General features: G+C 67.7%; 23 protein-coding genes. 7 read left to right on the top strand and 16 right to left on the bottom strand.

Features of this window, described 5'->3' with window-relative positions; all coding sequences use genetic code 11:
• Positions 1-283 precede the first annotated feature (283 nt).
• Positions 284-1,261: an isopenicillin N synthase family dioxygenase gene (locus AC5P60_RS16820; protein WP_005410467.1), complete on the bottom strand. Its 978-nt coding sequence runs from the start codon at positions 1,259-1,261 to the stop codon at positions 284-286.
• Positions 1,262-1,414: 153 nt separating this feature from the next.
• Here AC5P60_RS16820 and AC5P60_RS16815 point away from each other — a divergent pair, with 153 nt between their 5' ends.
• From AC5P60_RS16815 to galE, 4 genes are all read left to right on the top strand, one after another.
• Positions 1,415-3,295 (top strand): DUF3413 domain-containing protein, encoded by a 1,881-nt coding sequence (locus AC5P60_RS16815; protein ID WP_483693302.1) that lies wholly within the window; start codon positions 1,415-1,417, stop codon positions 3,293-3,295.
• Between the two features lie 18 nt (positions 3,296-3,313).
• Complete coding sequence (locus AC5P60_RS16810) at positions 3,314-4,459, top strand: glycosyltransferase family 4 protein (protein WP_005410469.1); 1,146 nt, start codon at positions 3,314-3,316, stop codon at positions 4,457-4,459.
• Positions 4,452-5,309, top strand: coding sequence for a polysaccharide deacetylase family protein (locus tag AC5P60_RS16805; RefSeq protein WP_005410470.1), 858 nt, complete (start codon positions 4,452-4,454; stop codon positions 5,307-5,309). Before AC5P60_RS16810 ends, AC5P60_RS16805 begins: the two co-directional genes overlap by 8 nt.
• Positions 5,310-5,377: 68 nt before the next feature.
• Positions 5,378-6,418 (top strand): UDP-glucose 4-epimerase GalE, encoded by a 1,041-nt coding sequence (gene galE, locus AC5P60_RS16800; RefSeq protein WP_033834842.1) that lies wholly within the window; start codon positions 5,378-5,380, stop codon positions 6,416-6,418.
• Between the two features lie 168 nt (positions 6,419-6,586).
• On the opposite strand, the gene glmM is transcribed toward galE, so the two are convergent.
• The 5 genes from glmM to trpB form a co-directional block, all read right to left on the bottom strand.
• The gene (gene glmM / locus AC5P60_RS16795; protein ID WP_049432023.1) at positions 6,587-7,948 is read right to left on the bottom strand and encodes a phosphoglucosamine mutase; all 1,362 of its coding nucleotides are present in this window, start codon (positions 7,946-7,948) and stop codon (positions 6,587-6,589) included.
• The gene (gene accD / locus AC5P60_RS16790; protein WP_033834844.1) at positions 7,948-8,823 is read right to left on the bottom strand and encodes an acetyl-CoA carboxylase, carboxyltransferase subunit beta; all 876 of its coding nucleotides are present in this window, start codon (positions 8,821-8,823) and stop codon (positions 7,948-7,950) included. The genes glmM and accD overlap by 1 nt, the downstream gene beginning before the upstream one ends.
• A 305-nt stretch (positions 8,824-9,128) precedes the next feature.
• A complete protein-coding gene (gene trpA, locus AC5P60_RS16785; RefSeq protein WP_483693301.1) occupies positions 9,129-9,938 on the bottom strand; it encodes a tryptophan synthase subunit alpha in 810 nt (269 codons plus the stop codon).
• Between the two features lies 1 nt (position 9,939).
• On the bottom strand, positions 9,940-10,620 hold the full coding sequence (locus AC5P60_RS16780; RefSeq protein WP_005417951.1) for a hypothetical protein: 681 nt from the start codon (positions 10,618-10,620) through the stop codon (positions 9,940-9,942).
• On the bottom strand, positions 10,617-11,834 hold the full coding sequence (gene trpB, locus AC5P60_RS16775; RefSeq protein ID WP_005410476.1) for a tryptophan synthase subunit beta: 1,218 nt from the start codon (positions 11,832-11,834) through the stop codon (positions 10,617-10,619). Before trpB ends, AC5P60_RS16780 begins: the two co-directional genes overlap by 4 nt.
• Before the next feature lie 96 nt (positions 11,835-11,930).
• Here trpB and AC5P60_RS16770 point away from each other — a divergent pair, with 96 nt between their 5' ends.
• On the top strand, positions 11,931-12,818 hold the full coding sequence (locus AC5P60_RS16770; protein WP_483693300.1) for a LysR family transcriptional regulator: 888 nt from the start codon (positions 11,931-11,933) through the stop codon (positions 12,816-12,818).
• Positions 12,819-12,841: 23 nt separating this feature from the next.
• On the opposite strand, the gene AC5P60_RS16765 is transcribed toward AC5P60_RS16770, so the two are convergent.
• The 8 genes from AC5P60_RS16765 to prmB form a co-directional block, all read right to left on the bottom strand.
• Positions 12,842-13,498, bottom strand: coding sequence for a phosphoribosylanthranilate isomerase (locus AC5P60_RS16765; RefSeq protein ID WP_495201784.1), 657 nt, complete (start codon positions 13,496-13,498; stop codon positions 12,842-12,844).
• On the bottom strand, positions 13,495-14,265 hold the full coding sequence (gene truA, locus AC5P60_RS16760; RefSeq protein ID WP_483693299.1) for a tRNA pseudouridine(38-40) synthase TruA: 771 nt from the start codon (positions 14,263-14,265) through the stop codon (positions 13,495-13,497). Before truA ends, AC5P60_RS16765 begins: the two co-directional genes overlap by 4 nt.
• A 32-nt stretch (positions 14,266-14,297) precedes the next feature.
• On the bottom strand, positions 14,298-14,660 hold the full coding sequence (locus AC5P60_RS16755) for a VOC family protein (RefSeq protein WP_483693298.1): 363 nt from the start codon (positions 14,658-14,660) through the stop codon (positions 14,298-14,300).
• Between the two features lie 26 nt (positions 14,661-14,686).
• A complete protein-coding gene (locus tag AC5P60_RS16750; protein ID WP_483693297.1) occupies positions 14,687-16,747 on the bottom strand; it encodes a FimV/HubP family polar landmark protein in 2,061 nt (686 codons plus the stop codon).
• A gap of 150 nt (positions 16,748-16,897) precedes the next feature.
• Positions 16,898-17,926: an aspartate-semialdehyde dehydrogenase gene (locus AC5P60_RS16745; RefSeq protein ID WP_005410484.1), complete on the bottom strand. Its 1,029-nt coding sequence runs from the start codon at positions 17,924-17,926 to the stop codon at positions 16,898-16,900.
• Between the two features lie 97 nt (positions 17,927-18,023).
• Positions 18,024-19,055 carry a 2-hydroxyacid dehydrogenase gene (locus AC5P60_RS16740; RefSeq protein WP_495201783.1) on the bottom strand — a complete coding sequence of 344 codons (1,032 nt, stop codon included), beginning with the start codon at positions 19,053-19,055 and terminating at the stop codon, positions 18,024-18,026.
• Positions 19,048-20,151: a chorismate synthase gene (gene aroC, locus AC5P60_RS16735; RefSeq protein WP_033834534.1), complete on the bottom strand. Its 1,104-nt coding sequence runs from the start codon at positions 20,149-20,151 to the stop codon at positions 19,048-19,050. The genes AC5P60_RS16740 and aroC overlap by 8 nt, the downstream gene beginning before the upstream one ends.
• Positions 20,148-21,077 carry a 50S ribosomal protein L3 N(5)-glutamine methyltransferase gene (gene prmB / locus AC5P60_RS16730; protein WP_005410487.1) on the bottom strand — a complete coding sequence of 310 codons (930 nt, stop codon included), beginning with the start codon at positions 21,075-21,077 and terminating at the stop codon, positions 20,148-20,150. Before prmB ends, aroC begins: the two co-directional genes overlap by 4 nt.
• Before the next feature lie 123 nt (positions 21,078-21,200).
• On the opposite strand from prmB, the gene AC5P60_RS16725 reads away from it, so the two are divergent.
• Together AC5P60_RS16725 and asd are read left to right on the top strand one after the other, a co-directional pair.
• The gene (locus AC5P60_RS16725; RefSeq protein ID WP_005410488.1) at positions 21,201-21,851 is read left to right on the top strand and encodes an SCO family protein; all 651 of its coding nucleotides are present in this window, start codon (positions 21,201-21,203) and stop codon (positions 21,849-21,851) included.
• Positions 21,848-22,690 carry an archaetidylserine decarboxylase gene (gene asd / locus AC5P60_RS16720; RefSeq protein ID WP_033834535.1) on the top strand — a complete coding sequence of 281 codons (843 nt, stop codon included), beginning with the start codon at positions 21,848-21,850 and terminating at the stop codon, positions 22,688-22,690. Before AC5P60_RS16725 ends, asd begins: the two co-directional genes overlap by 4 nt.
• A gap of 91 nt (positions 22,691-22,781) precedes the next feature.
• On the opposite strand, the gene AC5P60_RS16715 is transcribed toward asd, so the two are convergent.
• Positions 22,782-23,129, bottom strand: a complete 348-nt coding sequence (locus AC5P60_RS16715) for a ribonuclease E inhibitor RraB (RefSeq protein WP_005410490.1) — start codon at positions 23,127-23,129, stop codon at positions 22,782-22,784.
• Positions 23,130-23,150: 21 nt separating this feature from the next.
• Positions 23,151-24,755, bottom strand: a complete 1,605-nt coding sequence (locus tag AC5P60_RS16710; protein ID WP_033834536.1) for a transglycosylase SLT domain-containing protein — start codon at positions 24,753-24,755, stop codon at positions 23,151-23,153.
• Positions 24,756-24,794: the final 39 nt, after the last annotated feature.

Below are 24,794 nucleotides of genomic sequence, written 5' to 3'. Positions count from 1 at the left end.
TGGCAGGACCGTTGGCGCCATGGATGGCGCCATCGAGCCCCCAGGGGTGAGGGCGCTTTGCTTGCGAAGCACTGCTTCGCAAGCGCCCGAACGCACAGCCGCCAGCGGCTGGGCCGGTCTGGGGGTTCACGGCGTGTCCTGCCAACCCACACCGCCCCGCCCAACACGCAGAAACCCAGAGCCGCTTTGGCTTTGGACTTGCCGGCCAGCGGCCGGCACTACCGCGGGTGCAGGGTGCAACCCTGCAAAGACAAAGGCCGCCTTTCGGCGGCCTCACTTTTCTTTACTTCAGCTTGATCTCGCGCAGGCGCTCCTCGAGGAAGCCGTGGGCGGTGATCGGCTCCGGGTACCGGCTCGGATTCTCCGGGGTGATGCACGAGGGCAGCACGTCGATCAGGAAATCCGGGTTCGGGTGCAGGAAGAACGGCACCGAGTAACGCGGCTGGCGGGCCAGCTCGCCCGGGGGGTTGACCACGCGATGGATCGTCGACGGGTACACATGGTTGGTCAGGCGCTGCAGCATGTCGCCGATGTTGACCACGATGGTGTCCGCGTCCGAGGTGAACGGCACCCACTCGCCCTCATGCGACTGCACCTCCAGGCCCGCGGCGCTGGCGCCGACCAGCAGGGTGATGAAGTTGATGTCGCCATGCGCGCCGGCACGCACGTTCGGGATGTCGTCGGTGGTGATCGGCGGGTAGTGGATCGGGCGCAGGATCGAGTTGCCGAAGTTGGTCTTGTCGGCGAAGAAGTCTTCCGGCAGGCCGATGTGCAGGGCCAGCGCGGACAGCACGCGCGAACCCAGGTTGTCCAGCGCCTGGTACAGGCCGTAGCCGCGCTCACGGAAGCCCTCGACCTCGGTCGGCCACAGGTTCGGTGCCATCACGTCGCGGTACTTGGAGTCGTCGGCGATTTCACGACCGATGTGCCAGAACTCCTTCAGGTCGAAGTGCTTGGAGCCCTTGGCGGTTTCCACGCCGAACGGGGTATAGCCGCGGGCGCCGCCGCTGCCGGCCACGTGGTACTTGCGCTTGACCTCTTCCGGCAGGGCGAAGAAGGCCTTGAAGGCATCGTAGGCCGCGTCGATGTCGGCCTGCGGAATGCCGTGGTTGCGGATGCCCGCGAATCCCCATTGGCGGTAGGCCGCGCCCAGCTCGGCCACGAAGGCCTCGCGGTCGCTGTCGAAACGGGTGATGTCGAGGGTGGGGATCTGGCTCACAGCAATTCCTGGCTTGTCATTGGGTCTGGGGGGCCTGCGCATTCATGGCCCGCCTGAACATTGTGACAGATCACCCGGCGGACGCTACTCGATCCTCGGAAACAAATCGATACAATGCGCGACCTGCGCATAATTTAACGAATCCATCACGTTGGCAGCGCAAGCCCCGACCGCGCCTCCCCGACCCGACGCACCATGCCCGACGCCCCAGCCGCCATCGCCCTTCCCTCTGCGGGCCCTGCCCTTCGCTGGCGCCGGCTTGCGTGGTGGTCCTTGTTCGTCTTGGGCAATGCGCTGCTGGCGACGATGATCACCCTCGGCAACGTGCCGCTGTACGACAACCCGGGCGGCCACCAGGGCCTGGCCTATCTCGCGATTGCCCTGCCCGGGCACCTGCTCGCCTTCGGCGCGCTGGCCGGCGCGCTGCCACTGCTGCTGGGCCTGTGGCCGCGCAGCGCGCGCACGCTGAGCATCAGTGCGGTACTGCTGCAGGGCTTGTGGTTGTGCCTGCTGCTGGTCGACGCCAAGGTGTTCACTCTGTACCGCTTCCACCTCAATGCCATGGTCCTGAACATGGTGTTCGGCGGCGCCCTGCAGGACCAGGTTGCGTTGTCGTGGAAGACCTGGGTGCAGGTCGGCCTGCTGGTGGCGGCCATTTTCACCGCCGAGGGCATCCTGGCCTGGGCGTGCTGGAAGCTGCTGCCGGCCGCGCCCCGCCGGCGCAGGGTGCTGCAGGCCTGGGCGGTGGTCGCCCTGCTGATGGCGAGCGGCCAGGTGGCCACCGCCTACTACGACGCACGCGGCGACCGTGACGTGATTGCCCAGTGGAACTACCTGCCCTGGGCCCAGCCGATCACCGCCAAGAGCTTCATGCGCAGGCTGGGCGTGGTCAGTGAACAGCAGGTCGGCCTGCCCGATCCTCGCCATGCGCAGCTGCTGTATCCGCTGCAGCCACTGCGCTGCCAGAGCCCACAGCGGCCCAATGTACTGATGGTCGTGCTGGAATCGCTGCGCCACGATGCGCTTACTCCGCAGATCATGCCGAACACCTCGGCACTGGCGGCCTCCGCTCGTGTCTACGACCGCCATTTCAGCACGGGCAACGCCACCCGCTATGGCCTGTTCGGCCTGCTCTACGGCCTGCCGGGCGGCTACTGGCAAAGCATGCTTGACGAACAGCGCGGCTCACAGCTGTTCAAGGTGCTGGGCCAGCAGGGGTACGACCTGCATCTGTACGGCAGCGCGCCGATGTACAGCCCGGAATTCGACCGCACTGCATTTGCGGACGTCCGCGACCAGCTGCACCAGGGCCCGCCCGGTCTGGGTTCGGAAGGCCGTGACAGCAGCATCGTGGCCTCGCTTCAGAAGGACATCCGTGCAAGCCAGGCAGCGCACACGCCGTGGTTCGGCTTCGTCTTCCTCGATTCCACCCATGCGCCCTACCACATGCCCGCAGGCTACCCGCCGCTGGCGACCCCGATGGCGCAGGAAATCGACTTCCTCAGGTTCGGTCCGGACCACGACCCGGCCCCGGAACTGAACCGTTACCGGACCGCCGTGCATTACGCCGACAGCCTCGTCGGCACCCTGCTGGACGATCTGCGCGCGCAGGGCCTGGATCAGAACACCATCGTCCTGGTCACCGGCGACCACGCCGAGGAGTTCAACGACCTGAAGCTGAACTACTGGGGCCACAACGGCAACTTCTCCGACTACCAGCTGCAGGTACCGTTCGTGCTGCACTGGCCCGGCCAGCCCAGCGCCCATGAGACACGCACCAGTTCACATGAGGACTGGGTGCCGACGTTGATGCGCCACGCCCTGGGCTGCGAGAACGCACTGAGCGACTTCAGCACCGGCCAGGATCTGCTGGCCGAACCCGCAGGCGAGCGCGCACTGGTGGTGGAAAGCTGGTCACAACGCGCCGTCCGCCATGGCGATGCCATCTACGTGTTCGACAAGTTCGGCAACGCCACCGCGCTCGACCGGCACTACCGCCCGCTGCCGCGCCAGGCACCGGATGCCGGCGCCGTCCGTACCGCATGGGAAGCGCTGACCCGCTTCCGCAACCGCTGACCACAGAGGATGGATTCCATGAAACGCTCGCTGCGGATCCTGCATACCGAAGCTGCCCGGGGAATGGGCGGCCAGGAGATCTACATCTTCCGCCACATGCAGGTGATGCGTGCGCGTGGGCACCAGGTGTCGCTGCTGTGCCAGCCCGATGCCCGCCTGGCCCAGCTCGCGCGCGACGATGGCTTCACCGTGCATACCCTGCGCATGGGCGGCCTGGCACGGCTGCTGCGCGGCATCTGGTCGGTGTCACGCCTGGTACGCCGCGAACGCTACGACGTGGTCAACACCACCAGCCGCCGCGACGCACTGATCGCCGCGGCCGGCGCACGCCTGGGCGGCACGCCACTGGTGGTGCGCTCGCGCCACCTGATGAGTCCGGTCAATTCGTTGCTGACCTATACCGGTCTTCCGCACCGGATCATCACCGTCAGCGATTTCGTCAAGCGGCTGCTGGTCGACCGCGGCATTGCCGCCGAGCACATCGGCATCGTGCCCCCCATGGCGACGCCACCGCGCTGGGGCATGACCGAGCAGGGCGATCCCTGGGAGAACCTGCAGGCCACCCGCGCACAGGTCCGCGCCGAACTCGGTTTCGCCGAGCGCGACATCGTGGTCGGCTGCGTGGCCGTGCTGCGCGAGCCCAAGGGCCATGCCGAGCTGCTGCGCGCCATGGCGCCACTATGCAAGACCAATCCCGACCTGCACCTGGCCGTGGTCGGCGACGGCGAGCCGGTCATGGGCCGCCTGCAGGCCCTGCGCAGCGAACTCGGGCTGGAGCGCCAGGTGCACCTGCTCGGCTTCCGCAGCGACGCACACCGGCTGATGGCCGGTTTCGACATCTTCGCCCTGGCCACCCACAAGGAAGCCTCGGGGACCGTGTTCCTCGAGGCGGCGCAGGCGGCACTGCCGATCGTCTCGCATCGCGTTGGCGGCGTGCCTGAAATGCTGGTGGAAGGCAGCAATGCCATCCTCACCCGGCTGGGTGATGACGCCGCCCTCACTGGTGCGTTGCGGCTGCTGGTGGATGATCAGGAACGTCGCCGGCAGATGGGCCGCGCCGGTTGGGACTGGATCCGCAGCGCCAAGCAGTTCAGCGCGGCAGGCCACGGAGAGGCCACTGAAAACTACTACCTCCAATGGTTGAAGGAGCTGGGTCATGGCTAACGCCAGAACCGTACCGGTGCTGATGCACCACCATGTCAGCAACTCGCCGGGAATGATCACCGTATCCCCGGAGAACTTCGAGAGCCAGATCGCCTGGCTCGCACGGACCGGCTGGACCTCGCTGACGCTGGACCAGTACGCCGGCTTTCTCGCCGGGAAGCCGGTGCCGCGCAAATCGATCGTGATCACGTTCGACGACGGCTACCTGGACAACTGGGTCTACGCCCATCCGATCCTGCAGAAATACGGCATGCATGCGGTGGTGTTCGTGGTCACCGGCTGGATGCACGAAGGTCCGATCCGCCCGCATGCAGGCATCGAAGGCGCCGAGCTGCCGGCCACGCCGGAACATCGCGCCTGCGAGGACCTGATCTACAAGCAGGGCCGCAGCGACGAAGTGATGATGCGCTGGAGCGAAGCGCGTGCGGCAATCGAAGCCGGCACGTTCGAGGTCCACTGCCATACCCACAGCCACACCCGTTGGCTCAAGCGCGATGACCTGGACCGTGCGCAGCGCCGCGAAGGCATCAGCGGCGACCTGGCCATGGCGAAGCAGACGCTGCTGGAGAAGCTCGGCGAAGTCTCCGATACGCTGTGCTGGCCCTATGGTGACTTCGACGATGACTACATCGAAGTGGCACGCGAACAGGGCTTCCGCTACCTGCACACCACCCATCCCTTCGGCCGCAACGTGATTGGCGGCGATCCGGAGCGGATCTATCGCTTCGCGATCCGCAACCGGCCGGCCAGCTGGCTGCGCAAGCGCATCGCATGGAGCTACAACCCGTTGATCGCGCCGATCTTCAACGGCTTCAAGGCGCGGCAGAAGAAGATGGTGCCTGGCCCGTAGGAGGCCACGTTCATCTTGATCGCGGCAACACCCGGTTTTCGAATGGACTCCAAGGAACAGTGAAGGCAATGAACGTACTGGTGACCGGCGGTGCTGGCTACATCGGCTCGCATGCATGCGTGGAGCTGCAGCAGCAGGGGCACGGCGTGGTCATCGTGGACTCGCTGTGCAACAGCGACGCCAGCGTGGTCGAGCGCATCGGACGGATCACCGGCACGGCACCGGTGTTCGTGCAGGCTGACATCCGGGACCGGCCGCGCATGGCCGCCTTGATGCAGGAGCACGCGATCGATGCCGTATTGCACTTCGCAGCGCTCAAGTCCGTGGGCGAGTCCCAGAAGATTCCACTGCAGTACTTCGACAGCAACATCAGCGGTTCGATTGCCCTGCTCGGTGCCATGCAGGATGCAGGCGTGCAGTTGCTGGTCTTCAGCTCTTCGGCAACGGTGTACGGCAACCAGGACCACTGCCCGGTGGCCGAGACCGCTTCAACCTGTGCGATGACGCCCTATGGGCGCACCAAGCTGGTGGTCGAGCAGCTGCTTGCCGACCTGGCAGCAACGGGCCAGGACCTGCATATCGCGACGCTGCGCTACTTCAACCCGGTCGGCGCCCACGCCAGCGCGCTGATCGGCGAGCTTCCGCATGGCACGCCGAGCAACCTGATGCCCTACATCGCGCAGGTCGCCGCCGGGCTGCTGCCGGAGGTCCAGGTCTTCGGGGACGACTATCCGACCCATGATGGTACCGGCGTGCGCGACTACATCCATGTGCAGGACGTCGCCAGCGCCCACGTGCTGGCCCTGCAGTTCCTTCGCGACCAGCGGCGCAGCATCACCCTCAACCTTGGCACCGGCCAGGGCCACAGCGTGCTAGAACTGATCCAGGCCTTCGAACTCACCACCGGCGTGCGGGTTCCGTTCCGCATCGTACCGCGGCGCGATGGCGACATCGCGGTCAGCTTCGCCGATGCCTCGCTGGCGCTGCGCGAGCTGGGCTGGAAGGCGCGTCACGATCTCACCGACATGTGCCGGGACACCTGGAAGTGGCAGCGGGCGATGTCACGCGCCGCACAAGGTGCAATGCCAGAGCACCTGCCCGCGCGCTGATGCGGGCAGGACCCAGCGGTCGGAAACGCCCGTACACGACGCGTCACAAGGTGCGCAGCCGCAGCTGAACGCGATCGCGGGTCGCGCACGGTTGAGTCCCCCTCCCAGAAAAAAACATGGCCGCATACGCGGCCATGTCGGGTGCAACACGCGGGATTGCCACGCTGCTCAGGCAGCGGCTTCGCGCACCGCAGCGGACAAGCGATCGAGTGTCTCCTGCATCAGCGTGGCGTCATCGGCTTCGACGGTAACCCGCACCACCGGCTCGGTACCCGACGGGCGCAGGAACGCGCGACCGCGGCCGGCCACCGACTGCTGCGCGGCCGCCAGCGCGGCCTGCACACTGGCGGCCTGCACCGTGGCCTTGGCCGAGACATTGCCCAACCGCACGTTGACCGTTTTCTGCGGCACCCGCTCCAAACCCTTCAGCGCCTGGCGCAGGGTCTGGCCGCCGTTGCGCAGTGCCACCAGTACCTGCAGGGCACTGACAATACCGTCGCCGGTGGTCGCCCGGTCCAGGCACAGCAGGTGGCCTGAGGCCTCACCGCCAAGCACGCCCCCGCCTTCGACCAGCGCCTGGTGCACGTATCGATCACCAACGTTGCTGCGCACGAACGGGATCTGCAGATCGGCGAAAGCTTTCTCCACGCCGTAGTTGCTCATCAGCGTGCCGACCACCGGGCCGTGCAGGCGGCCTTCGTCCTTCCAGGCGCGGGCCAGGATGTACAGCAGGTCATCGCCGTCGACCGGGTTGCCCTGGTCGTCGGCCATCAGCACTCGGTCGCCATCACCATCGAAGGCGATGCCGAGATCGGCGCGGGTCTCGCGGACTTTGGCCGCCAGGTTGTCGATATGGGTGGAACCCACACCGGCGTTGATGTTGACGCCGTTGGGCTCGGCACCGATGCCGATCACCTCGGCGCCAAGTTCGCGGAACAGCAGCGGTGCGATCTGGTAGGTGGCACCGTGCGCGCAATCCAGCACCAGGCGCACGCCACGCAGGTCGAACGCGCGCGGCACGCTGGCCTTGCAGAACTCGATGTAGCGGCCGACCGCTTCGCGCGCGCGCGAAGCCTTGCCCAGCTTCTCCGATTCGGCGGTGGTGAACGGAACGTCCAGCGCCGCTTCCAGGGCCAGTTCGGTGGCGTCGTCGAGCTTCTCGCCCTGGGCGGAGAAGAACTTGATGCCGTTGTCGTAATGCGGGTTGTGCGAAGCGCTGATGACGATGCCGGCGTCCACGCCCAGCGTGCGGGTCAGGAACGCCACCGCCGGGGTCGGCATCGGCCCCAGCAGCTGTACGTCGGCGCCGGCAGCGACCAGGCCGGCCTCCAGCGCCGCTTCGAACATGTAGCCGGAAATGCGGGTGTCCTTGCCGATCACCACGATCGGCCGGCGCCCGTCCTGGCCGCGCTGGGCGACCAGGACACGGCCCAGGGCGTTGCCCAGGCGCAGCACGAAATCGGCCGAGATCACGCCTTGGCCGACCCGCCCACGGATGCCGTCAGTACCGAAGTACTTGCGGCCTCCCATCAAGCCATCTCCGGGGCCGGCTGACGGCCCAGCATTGCCAGCAGATCGGACAGGCGGTCGCGCATCTCGCGGCGGTCACAGATCTGGTCAATGGCACCATGTTCCAGCAGGAACTCCGAACGCTGGAAGCCTTCCGGCAGCTTCTCGCGCACGGTCTGCTCGATCACGCGCGGACCCGCAAAGCCGATCAGCGCCTGCGGCTCGGCGATGTTGATGTCGCCCAGCATCGCGAACGAGGCCGACACGCCACCGGTGGTCGGGTGGGTCAGCACCGAGATGTACGGCAGGCCCGCTTCACGCAGCTTGCCCAGTGCGGCCGAGGTCTTGGCCATCTGCATCAGCGAGAACAGGCCTTCCTGCATGCGCGCGCCGCCACTCTGCGAGAAGCACACGTAGGGGGCACCGATCTCGACTGCGGTTTCGGCGGCCAGCGCGAAACGCTCACCCACCACCGAGCCCATCGAGCCGCCCATGAAGGCGAAGTCGAACGACGAGGCCACCAGTGCACGGCCCTTGAGCAGACCGCGCATGGCGATCAGCGCGTCGTACTCACCCGTGTTCTTCTGCGCGATCTTGATGCGCTCGCTGTACTTCTTCTGGTCCTTGAACTTGAGCAGGTCGGTCGGCCCCAGGCGCGCACCGATCTCGGTAGTGCTGTCGGCGTCGAACAGGGCGGCCAGGCGCGCGCGCGCGCGAATCGCCATGTGGTGGCCGCACTTCGGGCAGACCTCCAGGTTCTCTTCCAGTTCCGGACGGTACAACGCGCTGCCGCAGTTGCTGCACTTTTCCCACAGGCCCTCGGGGACACTGCGCTTCTTGCTGGGGGTGTTGTCGGTGCGGATGCCGGACGGCATCAACTTGCTGAGCCAACTCATGCGGGAGGACACTTCCGTTCAGGGCGGCCCGAGGGCCGCAAAGGCGGACAGTCTAGCTCCGCTTTCCCTGCCCGTGCACCCCCTTGCCGGGCACGGAGCCGCCGGAAAAAACCATGCTGGGACGTACGTTTAGGTGCTGGGTCATGCCGGCCGCTGGCCGGCAGCCCCCTACGTGCAGACCCATGGGTAGTGCCGGCCGCTGGCCGTCAGCCCCTTACGTGCAGACCCATGGGTAGTGCCGGCCGCTGGCCGGCAGCACTGCATGTGGCCGTCAGGCAGATGCCGGCCAGCGGCCGGCACGACCGTTACGCGTCCAGCGCCTGCCGCAGCGGGGCCAGGAAGGCTCCAGCACGCTGCGCGGCCTCTTCAGCCGAGCCCGCTTCGGCCAGCACCGCCACCAATGCACTGCCGACCACCACGCCATCGGCCTGGCGCGCCATCGCCGCCGCACTGGCGGCGTCCTTGATGCCGAAGCCAGCAACCACCGGCACTGAAGCGCGCGCGCGCAGGGCCTGCAGGCGGGCACTGGCGGCATCGCTGTCCAGACGTTCGGACGCGCCGGTGACACCGGCAAAGCTGACGTAGTAGAGGTAGCCACGGGCCAGCGCCAGCAGCTTGTCGGCCCGCGCTCCGCTGGTGGTCGGCGACGCCAGCAGGACCAGTGCCAGGCCGGCTGCATCGAAGGCCTGCTGCGCTTCACCCGCTTCTTCCGGCGGCAGGTCGACCAGCAGTACGCCGTCCACGCCTGCGTCGACGGCGGCCTTGGCGAAGGCCGCGTAGCCATGGATCTCCACCGGGTTGAGGTAGCCCATCAGCACCACCGGGGTCTGCGCGTCGCGCTCGCGGAACTGCGCCACGGCCTGCAGGACGTAGCGGCTGCCAGCCCCCCGTGCCAGCGCGCGCTCGGAGCTGCGCTGGATGGTCGGGCCATCGGCCATGGGATCGGAGAACGGCACGCCCAGCTCGATCACATCGGCACCGGCCTCAACCAGCGCGTGCATGACCGGCACGGTGGCCTCCAGCGAGGGATCACCGGCAGTGATGAAGGGAATCAGCGCCTTGCGCTGCTGCTCGCGCAGGCGCTGGAAACAGGCATCGAGTCGGGATACAGGCATCTCAGGCACATCCTTCAATCAGTTCAATCGCATCGCTGGTTCCCCAGTACATCCGGGTGACCTTCCCTTCAAACAGTTCCAGGCGGATGCCCAGGTCCGAACCCGGGTCCTGCCAGGTGAGGTACTCGCCCTGGTCACCGTCGTAGGCATGCGGGCTGGATACCGGCGGCTTCGGGAACTGCGCCATGGCCTGGGCACGGGTCATGCCGATGCGCAGGCCGAATGGACCGGGCTGTTCAACCGGCAGCTCCGGGTCGTCGCCCGGCTTCAGATCAAATCGGACCACGCGGTCGTCGTCGGTCATCATCGACACGCCCGGCGGCAACCCCCTGCCGTCGTAGTACTCGCAGTCGCCTTCGAAGAACTCTTTCGCGCCCTGTGCCTTCCAGGGCCCCAGTGACTTCAGGTCCCCCATGTGCTGGCCAACCAGCACTTCGCCGGCATGGTCCAGTGCAACCGAGGCGACGGCGGGAGCGTTGTCGCCGTTGCTCTCTTCCGCAGACGGCGGATCGACGATCGGCGTACGCGCCATCGGGTCGAGGTCATCGTTGGCGGCCGGCTGCTGTGCGGGCTGCGCGGTGGCTTTGGCAGCCGGCGCAAGCACTGGCGGTTCCGGCGGCTGGCACGCGGCCAGGCCCAGCACCAGCAGAAGCACCCCGCTGTTCCGCAGCAGCGCGCTCACAGCACCAGCCCTTCGCGCGCAGCGATGGTGTGCACGTCCTTGTCGCCACGGCCGGACAGATTGCACAGCACGATCTGGTCACGCGGTCGCTCACGCGCCAGCTTGATCGCCTGCGCCAGCGCATGGCTGGATTCCAGTGCCGGCAGGATGCCCTCGGTATGCGCCAGCAGGTGGAAGGCCTGCAGCGCTTCCTCGTCGGTGATGCCCAGATAGCGTGCGCGACCGGTATCGGCCAGGAACGCGTGCTCCGGGCCGACGCCCGGATAGTCCAGGCCGGCTGATACCGAGTGGGTCTCGATGATCTGGCCGTCGTCGTCACACAGCACATAGGTGCGGTTGCCGTGCAGCACACCGGGGCGACCGGCAGCGATCGAAGCGGCGTGGCGGCCGGTGTTGATGCCGTCACCGGCGGCTTCGGCGCCGACGATCTCGACCTGGCGGTCGTTGAGGAAGGCATGGAACAGGCCGATCGCATTGCTGCCGCCGCCCACGCAGGCGGTGATCGCATCCGGCAGGCGGCCGTATTCGGCCAGCATCTGCTCACGCGCTTCGCGGCCGACGATGGCATTGAAGTCACGGACCATGCGCGGATACGGATCCGGGCCGGCCACGGTGCCGATGATGTAGAAGGTGTCCTGCACGTTGGTCACCCAGTCGCGCATCGCTTCGTTGAGTGCGTCCTTCAGGGTGGCCGAGCCGGAAGTGACCGGCACCACCGTCGCGCCCAGCAGCTTCATGCGGTAAACATTGATCTTCTGCCGCTCGATGTCGGTGGCGCCCATGTACACCACGCATTCCAGGCCCAGCCGCGCGGCAACCGTGGCACTGGCCACGCCATGCTGGCCGGCACCGGTCTCGGCAATGATGCGCTTCTTGCCCATCCGCGCGGCCAGCAAGGCCTGGCCGATGGTGTTGTTGATCTTGTGCGCGCCGGTGTGGTTCAGGTCCTCGCGCTTGAGCAGGATCTGCGCGCCACCGACGTGATCGCTCAGGCGCTGGGCGTGATAGATCGGGCTCGGCCGGCCCACGTAGTGCGCCAGGTCGCGGTCATAGGCCAGCTGGAATGCGGGATCCTGGCGCGCCTGGTCATAGGCCTGGGCCAGTTCCTGCAGCGGGCCGACCAGGGTTTCGGCAACGAAACTGCCGCCATAGCGGCCGAAGTGGCCCTGGGCATCCGGGAAGGCGTGATAGTCGGCAATGGGGGAGGCAGACATGGATACGACCGGTGGTTCAGACAGGTGGATACTCTAGCGCACGGGTCATGACCGGAAAATGGATATTATCTGGCGCATATCGTCAGGAAATCTCACATGAGCCGTTCCCTGCTGCCTCCCCTCAATGCGCTGCGCGCGTTCGAAGCGACGGCCCGCCTTGGCGGCGTTGGGCGCGCCGCGCAGGACCTGCACGTCACCCACGGCGCGGTCAGCCGGCAGTTGAAGCTGCTGGAGGATCACCTTGGCCTGGCGTTGTTCCAGCGGGCCGGCCGTGGCCTGCGCCTGACCGCTGCGGGCACGCGGCTGCAGGCAGCATGCAGCGAGGCCTTCAGCGGCATCGAAGACTGCGTGCGCGAACTGCGGCGGCCGGCAGCAGCCCCGGCGCTGGTACTGGGCTGCAGTGGCAGCGTGCTGGCGCGATGGATGATTCCACGACTGCCAGCATTGCAGGCTGCCCTGCCCGGCGTGCGCCTGCAGTGGTCGGCACTGGATGGCGGTTTCACCGAAGCGCAGGCGGCGCTGGACGCCGTGCTGCTGCTGGCGCAGGGCCCGTGGCCACGAGGTTGGCAGGTACGCGAGCTGGCGCCGGAACGGGTCGGCGTGGTGGTGGCGCCATCGCATCCGGCCGCGCAGCGCCTGCGGCATGCACCGCCGTCGGCGCTGTTGCAGGAGACGCTGCTGCACACCAGCTCACGGCCGCAGGCATGGCCGGCATGGGCACAGGCGCACGATCTGGACGTGTCGAAGCTGCAGCTGGGCACCGCCTTCGAGCACCTGTACTACCTGCTGGAAGCCGCGGTAGCCGGGCTGGGCCCGGCGATCGCACCGGAGCCGCTGGTGGCCGAAGACCTGGCCGCAGGCCGGCTGGTCGCACCGTGGGGATTTACCGCCACCGGCGGCTTCTGGGTGCTGGCGCGGCCGGATGGCCAGGCCGACGCACGCGTCGACGCCCTGGCGGGCTGGGTCGCTGGCCAGCTCAGGTAACGTGACGCCGCAGCCTCCCGGTCCTACTCCAGCACGGTGCAGTCGGCGCGGCGCACTTCCTCGACGAAGGTGCGCATCCTGTAGCCGTCCTTCATGCCCGGCTCCAGTTCGATGCCGCTGGACACGTCCACGCCCCAGGGAAGCGTGGCAAGCACAGCGTCGTAGACGTTTTCCGGGTTCAGGCCACCGGCCAGCAGGAACGGCCGGTGCAGGCCGGTCGGGATACGGCCCCAGTCGAAGGCCACGCCGGTACCGCCACCGCCACCCGGCGCATGGCTGTCGAACAGGAACCCCGCCGCGCTGGGGTAACGTAGCTGCAACGTCCGCGCATTGACCTCTTCCCGGCCCCCCATGGCAATCGCCTTCAGGTAGGGCATGTTGAAGCTGCGGCAGAAGCTCTCGTCTTCCTCGCCGTGGAACTGCAGCAGGGTTGGCCGCACCGTGCGCAGCACCTCGCGCACCTCTTCCTTGCTGTTGTTGCGGAACAGGGCCACCACATCGACCATCGGCGCGATCGCCTGGCGCATCGCGCGTGCTTCGGCTGGAGCAACCCGGCGGCTGCTCTCGCGGGCAAAGATGAAACCCACTGCGTCCACGCCCAGCTCACCGGCCAGGCGGACATCGCCGGCACGGGTCATGCCACAGAACTTGATGCGCGTGCGGTAGTAGGAGCGGCTCATAGCGTGACCTCGGCGGGCAGATGCCAGTTGTCGGGGTACAGGGGCCCAAGGAACACCAGGCCCTGCGGCGGTGCGGTGGGACCGGCTACGGTGCGATCGCGCCCGGCCAGCAGTTCGGCGATCCATTCCACCGGTTTTTCACCGCTGCCCACCAGGATCAACGATCCGACGATATTGCGGACCATGTGATGAAGGAATGCATTGCCCTGCACGGCCACTTCAATCACTTCGCCCTGGCGGCTGACCTGCAGTGATTGCAGCTCACGCCGCGCGTGCAGCGCCTGGCACTGCACGGAGCGGAACGCGCTGAAGTCATTTTCGCCGATCAGGGCCTGGCCGGCGGCGTGCATCAGCGTCTCGTCCAGCGCCCGGCGCTCCCAGCTGAGGGTCTGCCGGTCCAGCGCAGGCCTCACCTCGCGATTGATCAGGCGGTAGCGGTAGCGGCGCGCGCGTGCCGAGAAGCGGGCGTGGAAATCGTCGGCCACCGGCACGCACCAGCGCACCGCGATCGAGCGCGGCAGGCGGGTGGTGGTGCCCAGCATCCAGGCGCGCGGGTCGCGCACCACGTCGGTATCGAAATGGACGACCTGGCACTGGCCATGCACGCCGGCATCGGTGCGGCCGGCGCAGACCACCTGCAGCGGCGTATCGGCCACCGACGACAGGGCCTGCTCAAGGCTGGCCTGCACGCTGGGACCGCCCTCGCCCAGGTTCTGCCAGCCCCTGAAATCGCTGCCGTCGTATTCGACGCCAAGCGCGTAACGCATGTGCTACCTCGATATTGCGTATGGGGCGGCGCTCAGGCCGGATCGCGTTCGGACCAGACCGCCAGTTCGTTGCCACCGGGCTCGACGAACTGGAAGCGGCTGCCACCGGGGAAGGAAAACACCGGGCGCACGATCTCGCCGCCGGCGTCGCGCACGGCGGCCTCGACCGGTGCCAGTGCGTCGGCATACAGCACCAGCAGCGGTGCGCCGCTGTCGCCGGCCCGCTGCGGCTGGCCGCGGAAGAAGCCGCCCTGCAGGCGGCCATCGTCGAACGCCGTATAGTCGCTGCCGTAATCGACGAACGACCAGCCGAACACCTTCTCGAAGAAGGCGCGGCTTGCGGCCGGGTCGCTGGAAGCGAATTCAACGTAGTCGATGCGACGCTCGCGGCTCATGGCAGGATCCTTGTCGGCAGGTTCGGTCACGGCAGGCGGGCCAGCAGTTCGCGGGCCTGGGCCTGGCTGTGCAGGTCACCGCCTTCGGCGACTTCCAGCAACAGGGTGCGCGCAGTCCGCGCGTCGCCCAGATCGAGGTAGGCAATGGCCAGTTCCAGGCGCTCCTGGCCGGCACGCGGCGACCAGCCCGCGTCGCCGGCGGGCGCGGCCGCGCTCGGCGCGATATCGTCGGAATAAGAAGCGTCGACGCTGCCATGGTCGATGCTGTCGATGGCCTCGGGATGTACGGTATCCGCCGGAGCCTCGTTCTCATGCGCGTCAGCCGGCAGATCGAACACTCCGCGGAACTGCGGCTGCTGTTCGGCATGCAGTGCGTAGTCCGGCACCGCCACTTCGGCCGGCGCCTGCGGTACAACGCGTTCGTCCTGCAGCGGCTCGGCGACGACAACCTCGTCGCCGGTGGTTGCGGAATCGTCCCAGCGCGGCAGATCGGTCACCGCTTCGGGCAATGCCACCGCGTCCTCATCGCGCAGTGTCTCGGCCTGCCATTCGGCCCGCACCGCGTGCTCGGCGACGGGTTCGGCGACCACCACGTCGTGTACTTCGGTTTCGGTCGCCCAGGCAGGCATCGCCGGTTCCTGGCGACCATTGTCGGCAACAGCCGGCGACCACGAGGACTGCTCGGCCAGCGTATCCAGCGCCGCACCTGCCGGCACCGCAGCGGCCAGGCCGGCGGCATCGTCTTCCTCACGCAGCGGCGGCAGCGGCGACGGCTTGCGACGACGCAGCAGCCAGGCCGCGCCCGCCGCCAACAGCAGCACCGGCAGCACCAGCCAGTACCACGGCGTTGCCGCATCACGGGAACCCGGCGCCTGTGCCAGGCGCTGCTGCGCGGCAGCCAGGTCGTTGTCCTTCATCGCGATCAACGACTGCTGCTGCTCCTTCAGCTTCTCCAGATCAGCCACGCGCTGCTTCAGTTCACCGATCTCGGCATCGCGGGTGGCGATGTCCTCACGCGCCTGTCGCAGTTGTTCGTTGCCCAGCATGTCACCCTCGCTGCCGGCAGCGGTGCCGGTGGTTGTGCCCGCGTGCGCGGCGTCGGACGCCAGCGCCGGAGCGATCTCAAGTCGTGCCCCGTTGGCGGCAGCCGGGGAAGAAGCGTTCGCGGTTGCCGCCTTGGCGGCCGGCGCGACCGCACCCGCCGGTTGCGGCACGGTGCGCGCCTGCCGCCATTGCGCGGCGTGCTCGCGCACCAGCGCGGCGGCCTCGGCGGCATCGACAGCGGCAAGCGCATCGCTGCCCGGCATGCGCAGCACCGCGCCCTGCTTGAGCAGATTGACGTTGCCACGGATGAAGGCTTCGGGATTGGCGCGCAGCAGGGCGATCATCGCGCGGTCGCGGCTGACCTGGTTGCCACGCGCCACCGCGCTGGCGATCTGCGACAGGGTCTGACCGCGCTGCACGGTGACGCTGCCATCGACCGCCGGTGCAGCGACCGGCGCGGAGGCCGCACGCGGGCGTGCCGGCGCAGGCGCCACCGCAGGTGGCGGCGTAGTGGGCGCCTCTGCCGCTGGCACCGTTGCCGAAGCCGGTGCAGGTTCGCGCACGATGGTATTGGAGAGCGTGCCTGCCGGCGCGACGATCTCCGGCTCGGCCACGGCCAGCGCGCTGGACGGCGCGTCGACCAGCGCGGAGTACTCGCGCACCAGGCGGCCCTGGCCCCAGTCAGCTTCGATCAGGAAGCTCAGCGATGGCGTCTCCACCGGGGCCTGCGAGGTGACGCGCACCACCGCCCTGCCCTGCGCATTGCGGGTCAGCTCGAACTGCAGCTCGCTGACCAGCCCGGTCGGCCGTTGCAGGCCGACGCGTTCGAAGGTGACCGGCGAGGCCAGCGCCACGCGCAGGTTTTCCAGTTCGGACGGGTCCGCCGACACCACCGGGATTTCGGCCAGCAATGGCTGCCCCGGCTTGGACAGGACACGGATGTCTCCCAGGCCCAATGCGAGTGCCGAACTGCTGGCCAGGGCCAGCAGCGCGGTGGAAAGATAGAGGAGCGGGCGCTTTGCGCCCCTGGCCCGTTTATTCATGGGCGACACTATAAAGCGTGCGGACCGGGGTCCGCACCCACCGGAAAGACCCTTGAGGTAGTGCCGGCCGCTGGCCGGCGTGCACTCCGGCACAAGGATCACGGCAATGCCGGCCAGCGGCCGGCACTACCGGTGAGGCAACCGCTGTAATCAGCGCTGCTCGGCGGCGACCAGCTCGGCCAGCTGCACGGCATTCAACGCCGCGCCCTTGCGCACGTTGTCCGACACGATCCACAGGTTCAGGCCGCGCGGGTGCGAGAGGTCCTCGCGGATGCGGCCGACGTACACCGCGTCGGTGCCCGAGGCGTGGGTGACCGGGGTTGGGTAACCACCGGCTTCGTGACGATCCACCACTTCGATGCCCGGCGACTGCTCCAGCAGCGCGCGCGCTTCGGCGACGGTGACCTTGTCGCGGGTCTCGATCGCCACCGACTCGGAGTGGCCGTAGAACACCGGCACGCGCACCGCAGTCGGGTTCACCAGGATGCTGTCGTCGCCGAGGATCTTGCGGGTTTCCCAGATCAGCTTCATTTCTTCCTTGGTGAAGCCATTGTCCTGGAAGTCGTCGATGTGCGGGATCAGGTTGAAGGCGATCTGCACCGGGAAGCGCTGCGGATCGATTTCCTGGAAGCTCAGCAGTTGGCCGGTCTGCTTGCCCAGTTCCTCGGTAGCCGAACGGCCGCCGCCGGACACCGATTGGTAGGTGGAGACGTTGATGCGCTCGATGCCGTACTTGCGGTGCAGCGGCGCCAGTGCCACCAGCATCTGCATGGTCGAGCAGTTCGGGTTGGCGATGATGCCACGCGGACGGTTGGCGACCTGCTCCGGGTTGACCTCGGACACCACCAGCGGCACGTCATCGTCGTAACGGAAGGCCGAAGAGTTGTCGATCACCACCGCACCGGCAGCGGCGAACTTCGGTGCGTATTCCTTGGACACGCTGCCACCGGCCGAGAACAGCGCGATCTCGACACCGCTCGGATCAAAGGTGGCCAGGTCCTGCACCTTGACCTTCTGGCCGTTGAATTCGATCTCGCCGCCGGCCGAACGCTCGGAAGCCAGGACGCTCAGGGTACCGACCGGGAAACCACGCTCGGCCAGGATCGACAACATGGTCTCGCCGACCGCACCGGTGGCACCGACGACGGCGACGTGGAAACTGCGCTGTGCATTGCTCATGGGGGAACTCTCACGAAAACGGGAATGGGGAAGAAACACGCACGACAGCTGGGTTCGGGGAACCTCCTCAAGCGGGGCGCGCGGAGGTTCCCTATCGTTACCCGGTTTTTTTGCCCAGCGTCACGCGCGCGGCCATCGCCGCATCAGCGTTGATCGCGCTCGGCATGCGCGACGGGCCGCCGTCCAGGCCGAGCCCGGCAACCAGATTATCCACCGCCAGCTGTACCATCGCCGTGCGCGTGGCCAGCGAGGCGCTGCCGATGTGCGGCGTGAGCACGACATTGCGCAGCGCCAGCAGTTCGGGGCGCACCGCCGGCTCACCCTCGTAGACATCCAGGCCGGCAGCGGCCAGACGGCCTCGGGCAAGCGCGTCGGCCAACGCCAGTTCGTCGACAATGCCGCCGCGGGCGATGTTCACCAGGGTGGCTGACGGCTTCATCTTCGCCAGCGCCGCCGCATCGATGATGTGATGCGAGGCCGGGGTGTAGGGCAGCACCGTGACCAGGTGGTCGGACTCCGCCAGCAGCGTGTCCAGGTCCACGTAGGTCGCGCCAAGCGCCGCCTCGGTATCGGCCGGCAACCGCGAACGGTTGTGGTACAGCACCTTCATGCCGAACCCGTGTGCACCGCGGCGTGCGATGCTCTGGCCGATGCGGCCCATGCCGAGGATGCCCAGCGTGCTGCCATGGACATCCGCGCCCAGCATGGTCTGGAACGACCACTGCTGCCACTGGCCTTCGCGCAGCCAGCGCTCGGACTCGGTGATCCGGCGTGCAGTGGCCATCAGCAACGCGAAGCCGAGATCGGCGGTGGTCTCGGTCAGGACGTCCGGCGTGTTACTGGCGAGGATGCCGGCCGCACTGAGCGCGTCGACATCCAGATTGTTGTAGCCGACGCCGACATTGGCGATCACCTGCAGCTGCGCGGCGCCGGCCACCTGGGCCGCACCGATGCGCTCGTTGAGGGTGATGATCGCGCCGTCGGCGCGGGCCAGCTGTTCGGCGATCTGCGCGGGCGTCCAAGCGGTAACGGTGTCGGTGCTGCGCAGCTGTACGCGATCGCGCAACGGCGCGATGGCCGCCTCGATCAGCGGCTGGCTCACCCACACCGTCGGCCGCGTGTCAGCCATCGATCTGCCCGGGAATGCGCGGGGTGATCGTGCCGACATCGCCACACTGCGCGCGATGGCGCAGCGCCTGGTCCATCAGCACCATCGCCACCATCGCCTCGGCGATCGGCGTGGCGCGGATGCCGACGCAAGGATCGTGGCGTCCGGTGGTGACCACCTCGACCACGTTCCCGGCCGTATCCAGCGACGGGCCCGGCAGGCGCAGGCTGGAAGTCGGCTTCAGGGCGATCGACGCAACTACCGGCTGGCCGGTGGAGATGCCACCGAGGATGCCGCCGGCATGGTTGCTGGCGAAGCCCTGCGGCGTCAGCAGGTCGCGGTGCTCGGTACCCTTCTGCGCGGCACTGGCAAAACCATCGCCGATCTCAACGCCCTTCACTGCGTTGATGCTCATCAGGGCAGCGGCCAGTTCACCATCGAGCTTGCCGTAGATCGGCTCGCCCCAGCCCGGCGGCACGTTGTCGGCGACCACGTCCACGCGCGCACCGACCGAGTCACCGGACTTGCGCAGCGCATCCATGTAGGCCTCCAGCTCGGGCACCTGCTCGGCGTGCGGCCAGAAGAACGGATTGTCTTCCACCGCCGACCAGTCGAAACCGGCCGGGGTGACGTCGCCCAGTTGTGACAGGTAGCCACGCACGGTCACGCCGAAGCGCTCGGCCAGCCACTTCTTGGCGACCACGCCGGCGGCAACGCGCATGGTGGTCTCGCGTGCCGAGGAACGGCCGCCACCACGCGGGTCACGGATGCCGTACTTGTGCCAGTAGCTGTAGTCGGCATGACCCGGCCGGAACTGCTGGCCGATGTTGGCGTAGTCCTTGCTGCGCTGGTCGGTGTTGCGGATCAGCAGCGCGATCGGGGTGCCGGTGGTCAGGCCCTCGTATACGCCGGACAGGATCTCGACCTCATCGGCCTCGCGACGCGCCGAGGTGTGCCGGCTCTTGCCGGTGGCGCGACGCTGCAGGTCGTGGGCGAATTCGGCCGCGTCCAGCGCCAGCCCCGGAGGGCAGCCATCGATCACGCAGCCGATGGCCGGCCCGTGCGACTCGCCGAACGTGGTGACGGTGAACAGCTTGCCGAACGAATTGGAGCTCACGGGCGCTGCGCCGCCAGTTCGGTGATGCGCGCGCTGTGGGCGATCAGCTCGCGGCACTCGACCGCGAAGATGCCCATCTGGCCGACCTTGAACTCGATCCAGGCGAAGTCGACTTCCGGCAGCAGCTTGATCAGGTGCTGCTCGGATTCGCCCACTTCGCAGATCAGCAGGCCGTCCTCGCTCAGGTGCAGCGGGGCGTCGCGCAGGATCTTCAGCACCAGGTCCAGGCCGTCGTCGCCGGCACGCAGGCCCATTTCCGGCTCGTAGGAGTACTCCTGCGGCAGGGCATCGGTCTCGTCGTTGGTGACGTACGGCGGATTGGTGACGATCAGGTCGTAGTGGCGACCGGTCAGGCCGTTGAACAGGTCCGACTTGAGCAGGGTGACGTTGTGCGCCTGCAGGCGCTCCTTGTTTTCTTCGGCCAGCGACAGTGCATCGTCGCTCAGGTCGACGCCGTCCACTTCCCAGTTCGGGTAGTAGTGACCCATGGCAATGGCGATGCAGCCCGAGCCGGTGCACAGGTCCAGCGCACGGCTGACATCGCGGCCGGCCAGCCACGGCTCGAAGCCGCATTCGATCAGTTCGGCGATCGGCGAGCGCGGCACCAGGGCGCGCTTGTCGCTCTTGAAGCTCAGGCCGGCGAACCAGGCCTCACCGGTCAGGTAGGCAGCCGGGATGCGTTCGTCGATGCGACGCTGGAACAGCTCCAGCACGCGCAGCTTCTCGGCCTGCAGCAGGCGCGCCTGGCCATAGGCCGGGCCGAGGTCATGCGGCAGGTGCAGGCTGTGCAGCACCAGCTGGGTGGCCTCGTCCAGCGCATTGTCGTAGCTGTGCCCGAAGGTCAGTCCGGCTTCGTTGAAACGGCTGGTGCCGTAGCGGATCAGATCGATGATCGTGTGGAGTTCGGCGGCCGTTTCAGCGGTCATGGCGGTACTGCGGGCAAAGTGGCCCCCGATTATAGGGGCTGGCGCCCGTGGCGGCATCCGTTGCGGCGGAAACGATTCGGGCCACAGCCGGTATGATGGGGCCCACTTCGCGCGGGAGCCCCCATGTTCAATCGCAACGCCGGCATCATCCTGCTGATCGCCCTGGCGGCGGGTCTCGGCCTGCTGGCCGCCCAGCAGCTGTTCGCGCCGAAGCCGCCGGCCAATGCCCCGGCCACCGAAGCGATCACGCTGTACCCGCAGCCGCGCGAACTGCCCGACTTCAACCTGGCCCAGTCCGACGGCACCCGCCTGATCCCGGGCGAACTGAAGGGCCACTGGACCCTGGTATTCCTGGGCTTCACCTTCTGCCCGGACGTCTGCCCGACCACCCTGGCCGAGCTGGCCGGCGCACAGAACCAGTGGGAAGCCCTGCCCGACAGCCTGCGCCCACGCGTGTTGTTCATCTCGGTCGACCCCGACCGCGACAGCGCCACCCGCCTCGGCGAGTACGTGCACGGTTTTCACAAGGACACCCTGGCCGCCACCGCTGACGTTCCCTCGCTGGAGCGCTTCGCCACCTCGTTGGGCTTCGTGTTCCAGAAGGTGCCGGGCAAGCATTTCGACGAGAACCCCGAGGATTACACCGTCGAGCATTCGGCCAGCCTGGCCGTGCTCGACCCGCAGGGCCGCCTTGCCGGCCTGGTACGCCCCCCGTTCAACGCGCCGGCCATTGCCCGCGACCTGCAGAAGCTGACCGAGAAAACCGCCCCATGAGCCTCACCACCGCCCTGACGTACGCCCTGCCACACCGCCTGCTGTCCTCGATGGCGCGTTCGCTGGCGTACTCGGACGATCCGCGCGTATCGCGCTGGCTGATCGACACGGTCACCCGCAAGTTCAACGTCAACCTGGACGAAGCGGCCAACCCGGACCCGCGCAGCTATGCGACCTTCAACCAGTTCTTCACCCGTGCGCTGAAGCCGGGTGCGCGCGTGGCTGACGCCGATCCGCGCAGCCTGGTGATGCCGGCCGACGGCCGCATCAGCCAGCTGGGGAAGATCGAGGCCGGCCGCATCTTCCAGGCCAAGGGCCAGTCGTTCACCGCTGCCGAACTGCTGGGCAGTGACGAGGACGCCAAGCCATACAACGATGGGCTCTACGCCACGGTGTACCTGTCGCCGCGCGATTACCACCGCGTGCACATGCCGTGGACCGGCACCCTGCGTGAGACCGTGCACGTGCCGGGGCGCCTGTTCAGCGTTGGTCCGGCGGCAGTGAACGGCGTACCGCGCCTGTTCGCCCGCAACGAGCGCCTGGTCTGCCACTTCGACACCAGCTTCGGCCCGATGGTCAGCGTGATGGTCGGTGCGCTGCTGGTGTCCGGGGTGGAAACCGTGTGGAGCGGCGAGGAGATTCCGCACTATGGCGACCGCATCACCCGCAAGGACTACCGCGGCCAGGGCATCAGGCTGGAGCGCTTTACCGAGATGGCGCGCTTCAACTACGGCTCCACCGTGATCGTGCTGCTGCCGCCGGGCGTGGCTGACTTCGCCCCGCAGTTGGGCGCTGAAAGCCCGGTGCAGCTGGGCCAGGCGCTGGCGAAGCTGCGCTGAGGCTTCGGTAGTGCCGGCCGCTGGCCGGCATCTCCCCTGATCCAACGCGTCGAGCATTGCCGGCCAGCGGCCGGCACTACCGGTACGCGCGTTACTGCAGGGACGGGGCCGGACCGACGTCCATGCCGTCGTAGTCTTCCACGCCCTTCTCCGCGGCCAGCGCTGCGAATTCCTGGTTGCGGCGGTCAAGCGAGGCTTCGTCGTGGATCTCCACGCGCTCCACATGCAGCACGTGGAACGGCGCGTCGCCCTCTTCCGGATCCTGTTCGAACAATTCCACGAAGGTGTAACCCTGCGCCTGCAGGTGCTGCGCCAGTGCCTGCAACGGCTCGGCAGTGGAGTGCACGAAGAAGTACCCCCACAGCAACGGGCCGGTGATGTCCCAGTCGGTGTTTTCGCGGAGGTTGGCGAACAGGTTGCGGGTGTCTTCGAGGTCCATGCGGATTCCAGGGTCGGGGGATTACTTGTCGCAGCCCTGCAGCTTCAGCGTCTGGCCGTGGCGCAGGCTGTAGGCCGGGGCCTTCAGGCCATTGGCGCGGGCCAGGGTGGGCACGTCGCACTGGAACTTGGCCGCGATGGCGCCCAGGGTTTCACCCCGGCCCACCTTGTGGCTGCGCACCGGCTTCGGGCGCGCCGCCGGGCGCGGCGTGGCCACCGAAGCGACCGGCGTGGTCGGCACGCTGGTGGACGCGGCCGCATCGGCCACCGGCACCACGCCGCCCACGGCCACGCTTCCGGTGTAGCTGGTCGCGGCCGGGCGCTTGATTGCTGCGTTCAGATCGGCGGTGATCAGCGTCCGGGCCAGGTCGGCACGCGGGCCACTGACGCAGTTGCGCTGGTACAGGCCGGCGATGCGGGTGGTGGCATTGATCAGCGTGCCGGCCGGGATCCAGCCATCGGCCTCATAGCGCGGGTTGAGGTTGCGCAGCGCGCGCATGTAGCCATCGCGGGTGCCGTGGCTGCCCAGGCAGATGGTCAGTTCGTAGATGGTGGTCGACTTGGCCAGGCGCAGCGTGGCCGGCTGCGCGCTGATCTTCGGGAACTCCACGCCGTATTGCTGCGGGTGCAGGAAGATCCAGGCCGCGGCGATCACCATCGGCACGTAGTCCTTGGTCTCGCCGGGGAACTGGTTGTAGACGCTGTCGGTCCAGAAGCTCTGCCCGGCGCTCTGCTTGAACACGCGCGCGGCGCGGCCTTCGCCACCATTGTAGGCGGCCACCGACATTTCCACGTTGTTGTTCAGTTCGCGCAGGCGTTCGTTGAGGTAGCTGGCGCTGGCCTCGGCCGCACTGCGTGCATCGAAGCGGGTGTCAAAGCCGGTGCCATCCGGGCCGAGGCCGAAGCGGCGGCCGGTGGCCGGCATGAACTGCATCAACCCGGCGGCGCCAGCGCGCGATGAAGCATGCACGCGGCCATTGGACTCCTTGGCCATGATGCCGAACAGCAGCGCTTCAGGCAGGCCACGCTTCTCCCACTCCGGCCACATCACCGCACGCAGGTTCTGGTAGTTCTCGTAGCTGGTCAGCAACGCCGGGCGCATGTCGGTCAGCCAGCGGCGGATGCCGGCCTGCACCGCCGGGTTGTATTCGACCATGCTGTCGAAGGCGTGCCGCTTGTCGTTCAGCAGCGCGGCAGCGCGCGCGGCCTCCGGTACGTCGGCGGTAAGCGGGCCGATGTGGTCGGGGTCGGCTTCCAGGCGATCACCGCCCTCGTCGGCCACGTCATCGCTGGCGGCCGCGTCGGCGTCGTGCTTGAGCAGGCGCTTGTAGCTGGCCAGCAGGGTGCCCATCTGGCAGCCCTTCTGCTTCACGCAGTCGTTGAGGACATCTTCCATGTCCTCCAGCGCGGCGTCGGCTTCGTTGCTGCCCTTGGGGTCGGCATTGGCGACCAGCAGCAGCGCATCGCTGTAACGCTTCTCGGCGACGGTCATGCGCTGCTGCAGCGCATCCACCTTCACCTTGTCCCGGGCCGAAACCCGCTGCGCATGGGCGTCGGGCGCCAGGGAAACCAGGCCGGCCAGGGCCAGCAGCGGCCAACCGCGGGAAATCAGGACAGGAACGGGCATTGATGGCACTGTGTGCGAAACAGGCAGGCAGAGTAGCGG

The organism is Stenotrophomonas sp. YJH_SMC_120, from assembly GCF_059368675.1.
Note: the sequence above shows the minus strand (reverse complement) of the source record. Positions and strands in the feature narration are given on the sequence as shown.

What these genes read in the sequence shown, in the direction of transcription:
- AC5P60_RS16820 (WP_005410467.1), bottom strand. Translation starts at nt 1,261, where the DNA reads ATGCGCAGGCCCCCCAGACCCAATGACAAGCCAGGAATTGCTGTGAGC.
- AC5P60_RS16815 (WP_483693302.1), top strand. Translation starts at nt 1,415, where the DNA reads ATGCCCGACGCCCCAGCCGCCATCGCCCTTCCCTCTGCGGGCCCTGCC.
- AC5P60_RS16810 (WP_005410469.1), top strand. Translation starts at nt 3,314, where the DNA reads ATGAAACGCTCGCTGCGGATCCTGCATACCGAAGCTGCCCGGGGAATG.
- AC5P60_RS16805 (WP_005410470.1), top strand. Translation starts at nt 4,452, where the DNA reads ATGGCTAACGCCAGAACCGTACCGGTGCTGATGCACCACCATGTCAGC.
- galE (WP_033834842.1), top strand. Translation starts at nt 5,378, where the DNA reads ATGAACGTACTGGTGACCGGCGGTGCTGGCTACATCGGCTCGCATGCA.
- glmM (WP_049432023.1), bottom strand. Translation starts at nt 7,948, where the DNA reads ATGGGAGGCCGCAAGTACTTCGGTACTGACGGCATCCGTGGGCGGGTC.
- accD (WP_033834844.1), bottom strand. Translation starts at nt 8,823, where the DNA reads ATGAGTTGGCTCAGCAAGTTGATGCCGTCCGGCATCCGCACCGACAAC.
- trpA (WP_483693301.1), bottom strand. Translation starts at nt 9,938, where the DNA reads ATGCCTGTATCCCGACTCGATGCCTGTTTCCAGCGCCTGCGCGAGCAG.
- trpB (WP_005410476.1), bottom strand. Translation starts at nt 11,834, where the DNA reads ATGTCTGCCTCCCCCATTGCCGACTATCACGCCTTCCCGGATGCCCAG.
- AC5P60_RS16770 (WP_483693300.1), top strand. Translation starts at nt 11,931, where the DNA reads ATGAGCCGTTCCCTGCTGCCTCCCCTCAATGCGCTGCGCGCGTTCGAA.
- AC5P60_RS16765 (WP_495201784.1), bottom strand. Translation starts at nt 13,498, where the DNA reads ATGAGCCGCTCCTACTACCGCACGCGCATCAAGTTCTGTGGCATGACC.
- truA (WP_483693299.1), bottom strand. Translation starts at nt 14,265, where the DNA reads ATGCGTTACGCGCTTGGCGTCGAATACGACGGCAGCGATTTCAGGGGC.
- AC5P60_RS16755 (WP_483693298.1), bottom strand. Translation starts at nt 14,660, where the DNA reads ATGAGCCGCGAGCGTCGCATCGACTACGTTGAATTCGCTTCCAGCGAC.
- AC5P60_RS16750 (WP_483693297.1), bottom strand. Translation starts at nt 16,747, where the DNA reads ATGAATAAACGGGCCAGGGGCGCAAAGCGCCCGCTCCTCTATCTTTCC.
- AC5P60_RS16745 (WP_005410484.1), bottom strand. Translation starts at nt 17,926, where the DNA reads ATGAGCAATGCACAGCGCAGTTTCCACGTCGCCGTCGTCGGTGCCACC.
- AC5P60_RS16740 (WP_495201783.1), bottom strand. Translation starts at nt 19,055, where the DNA reads ATGGCTGACACGCGGCCGACGGTGTGGGTGAGCCAGCCGCTGATCGAG.
- prmB (WP_005410487.1), bottom strand. Translation starts at nt 21,077, where the DNA reads ATGACCGCTGAAACGGCCGCCGAACTCCACACGATCATCGATCTGATC.
- AC5P60_RS16725 (WP_005410488.1), top strand. Translation starts at nt 21,201, where the DNA reads ATGTTCAATCGCAACGCCGGCATCATCCTGCTGATCGCCCTGGCGGCG.
- asd (WP_033834535.1), top strand. Translation starts at nt 21,848, where the DNA reads ATGAGCCTCACCACCGCCCTGACGTACGCCCTGCCACACCGCCTGCTG.
- AC5P60_RS16715 (WP_005410490.1), bottom strand. Translation starts at nt 23,129, where the DNA reads ATGGACCTCGAAGACACCCGCAACCTGTTCGCCAACCTCCGCGAAAAC.
- AC5P60_RS16710 (WP_033834536.1), bottom strand. Translation starts at nt 24,755, where the DNA reads ATGCCCGTTCCTGTCCTGATTTCCCGCGGTTGGCCGCTGCTGGCCCTG.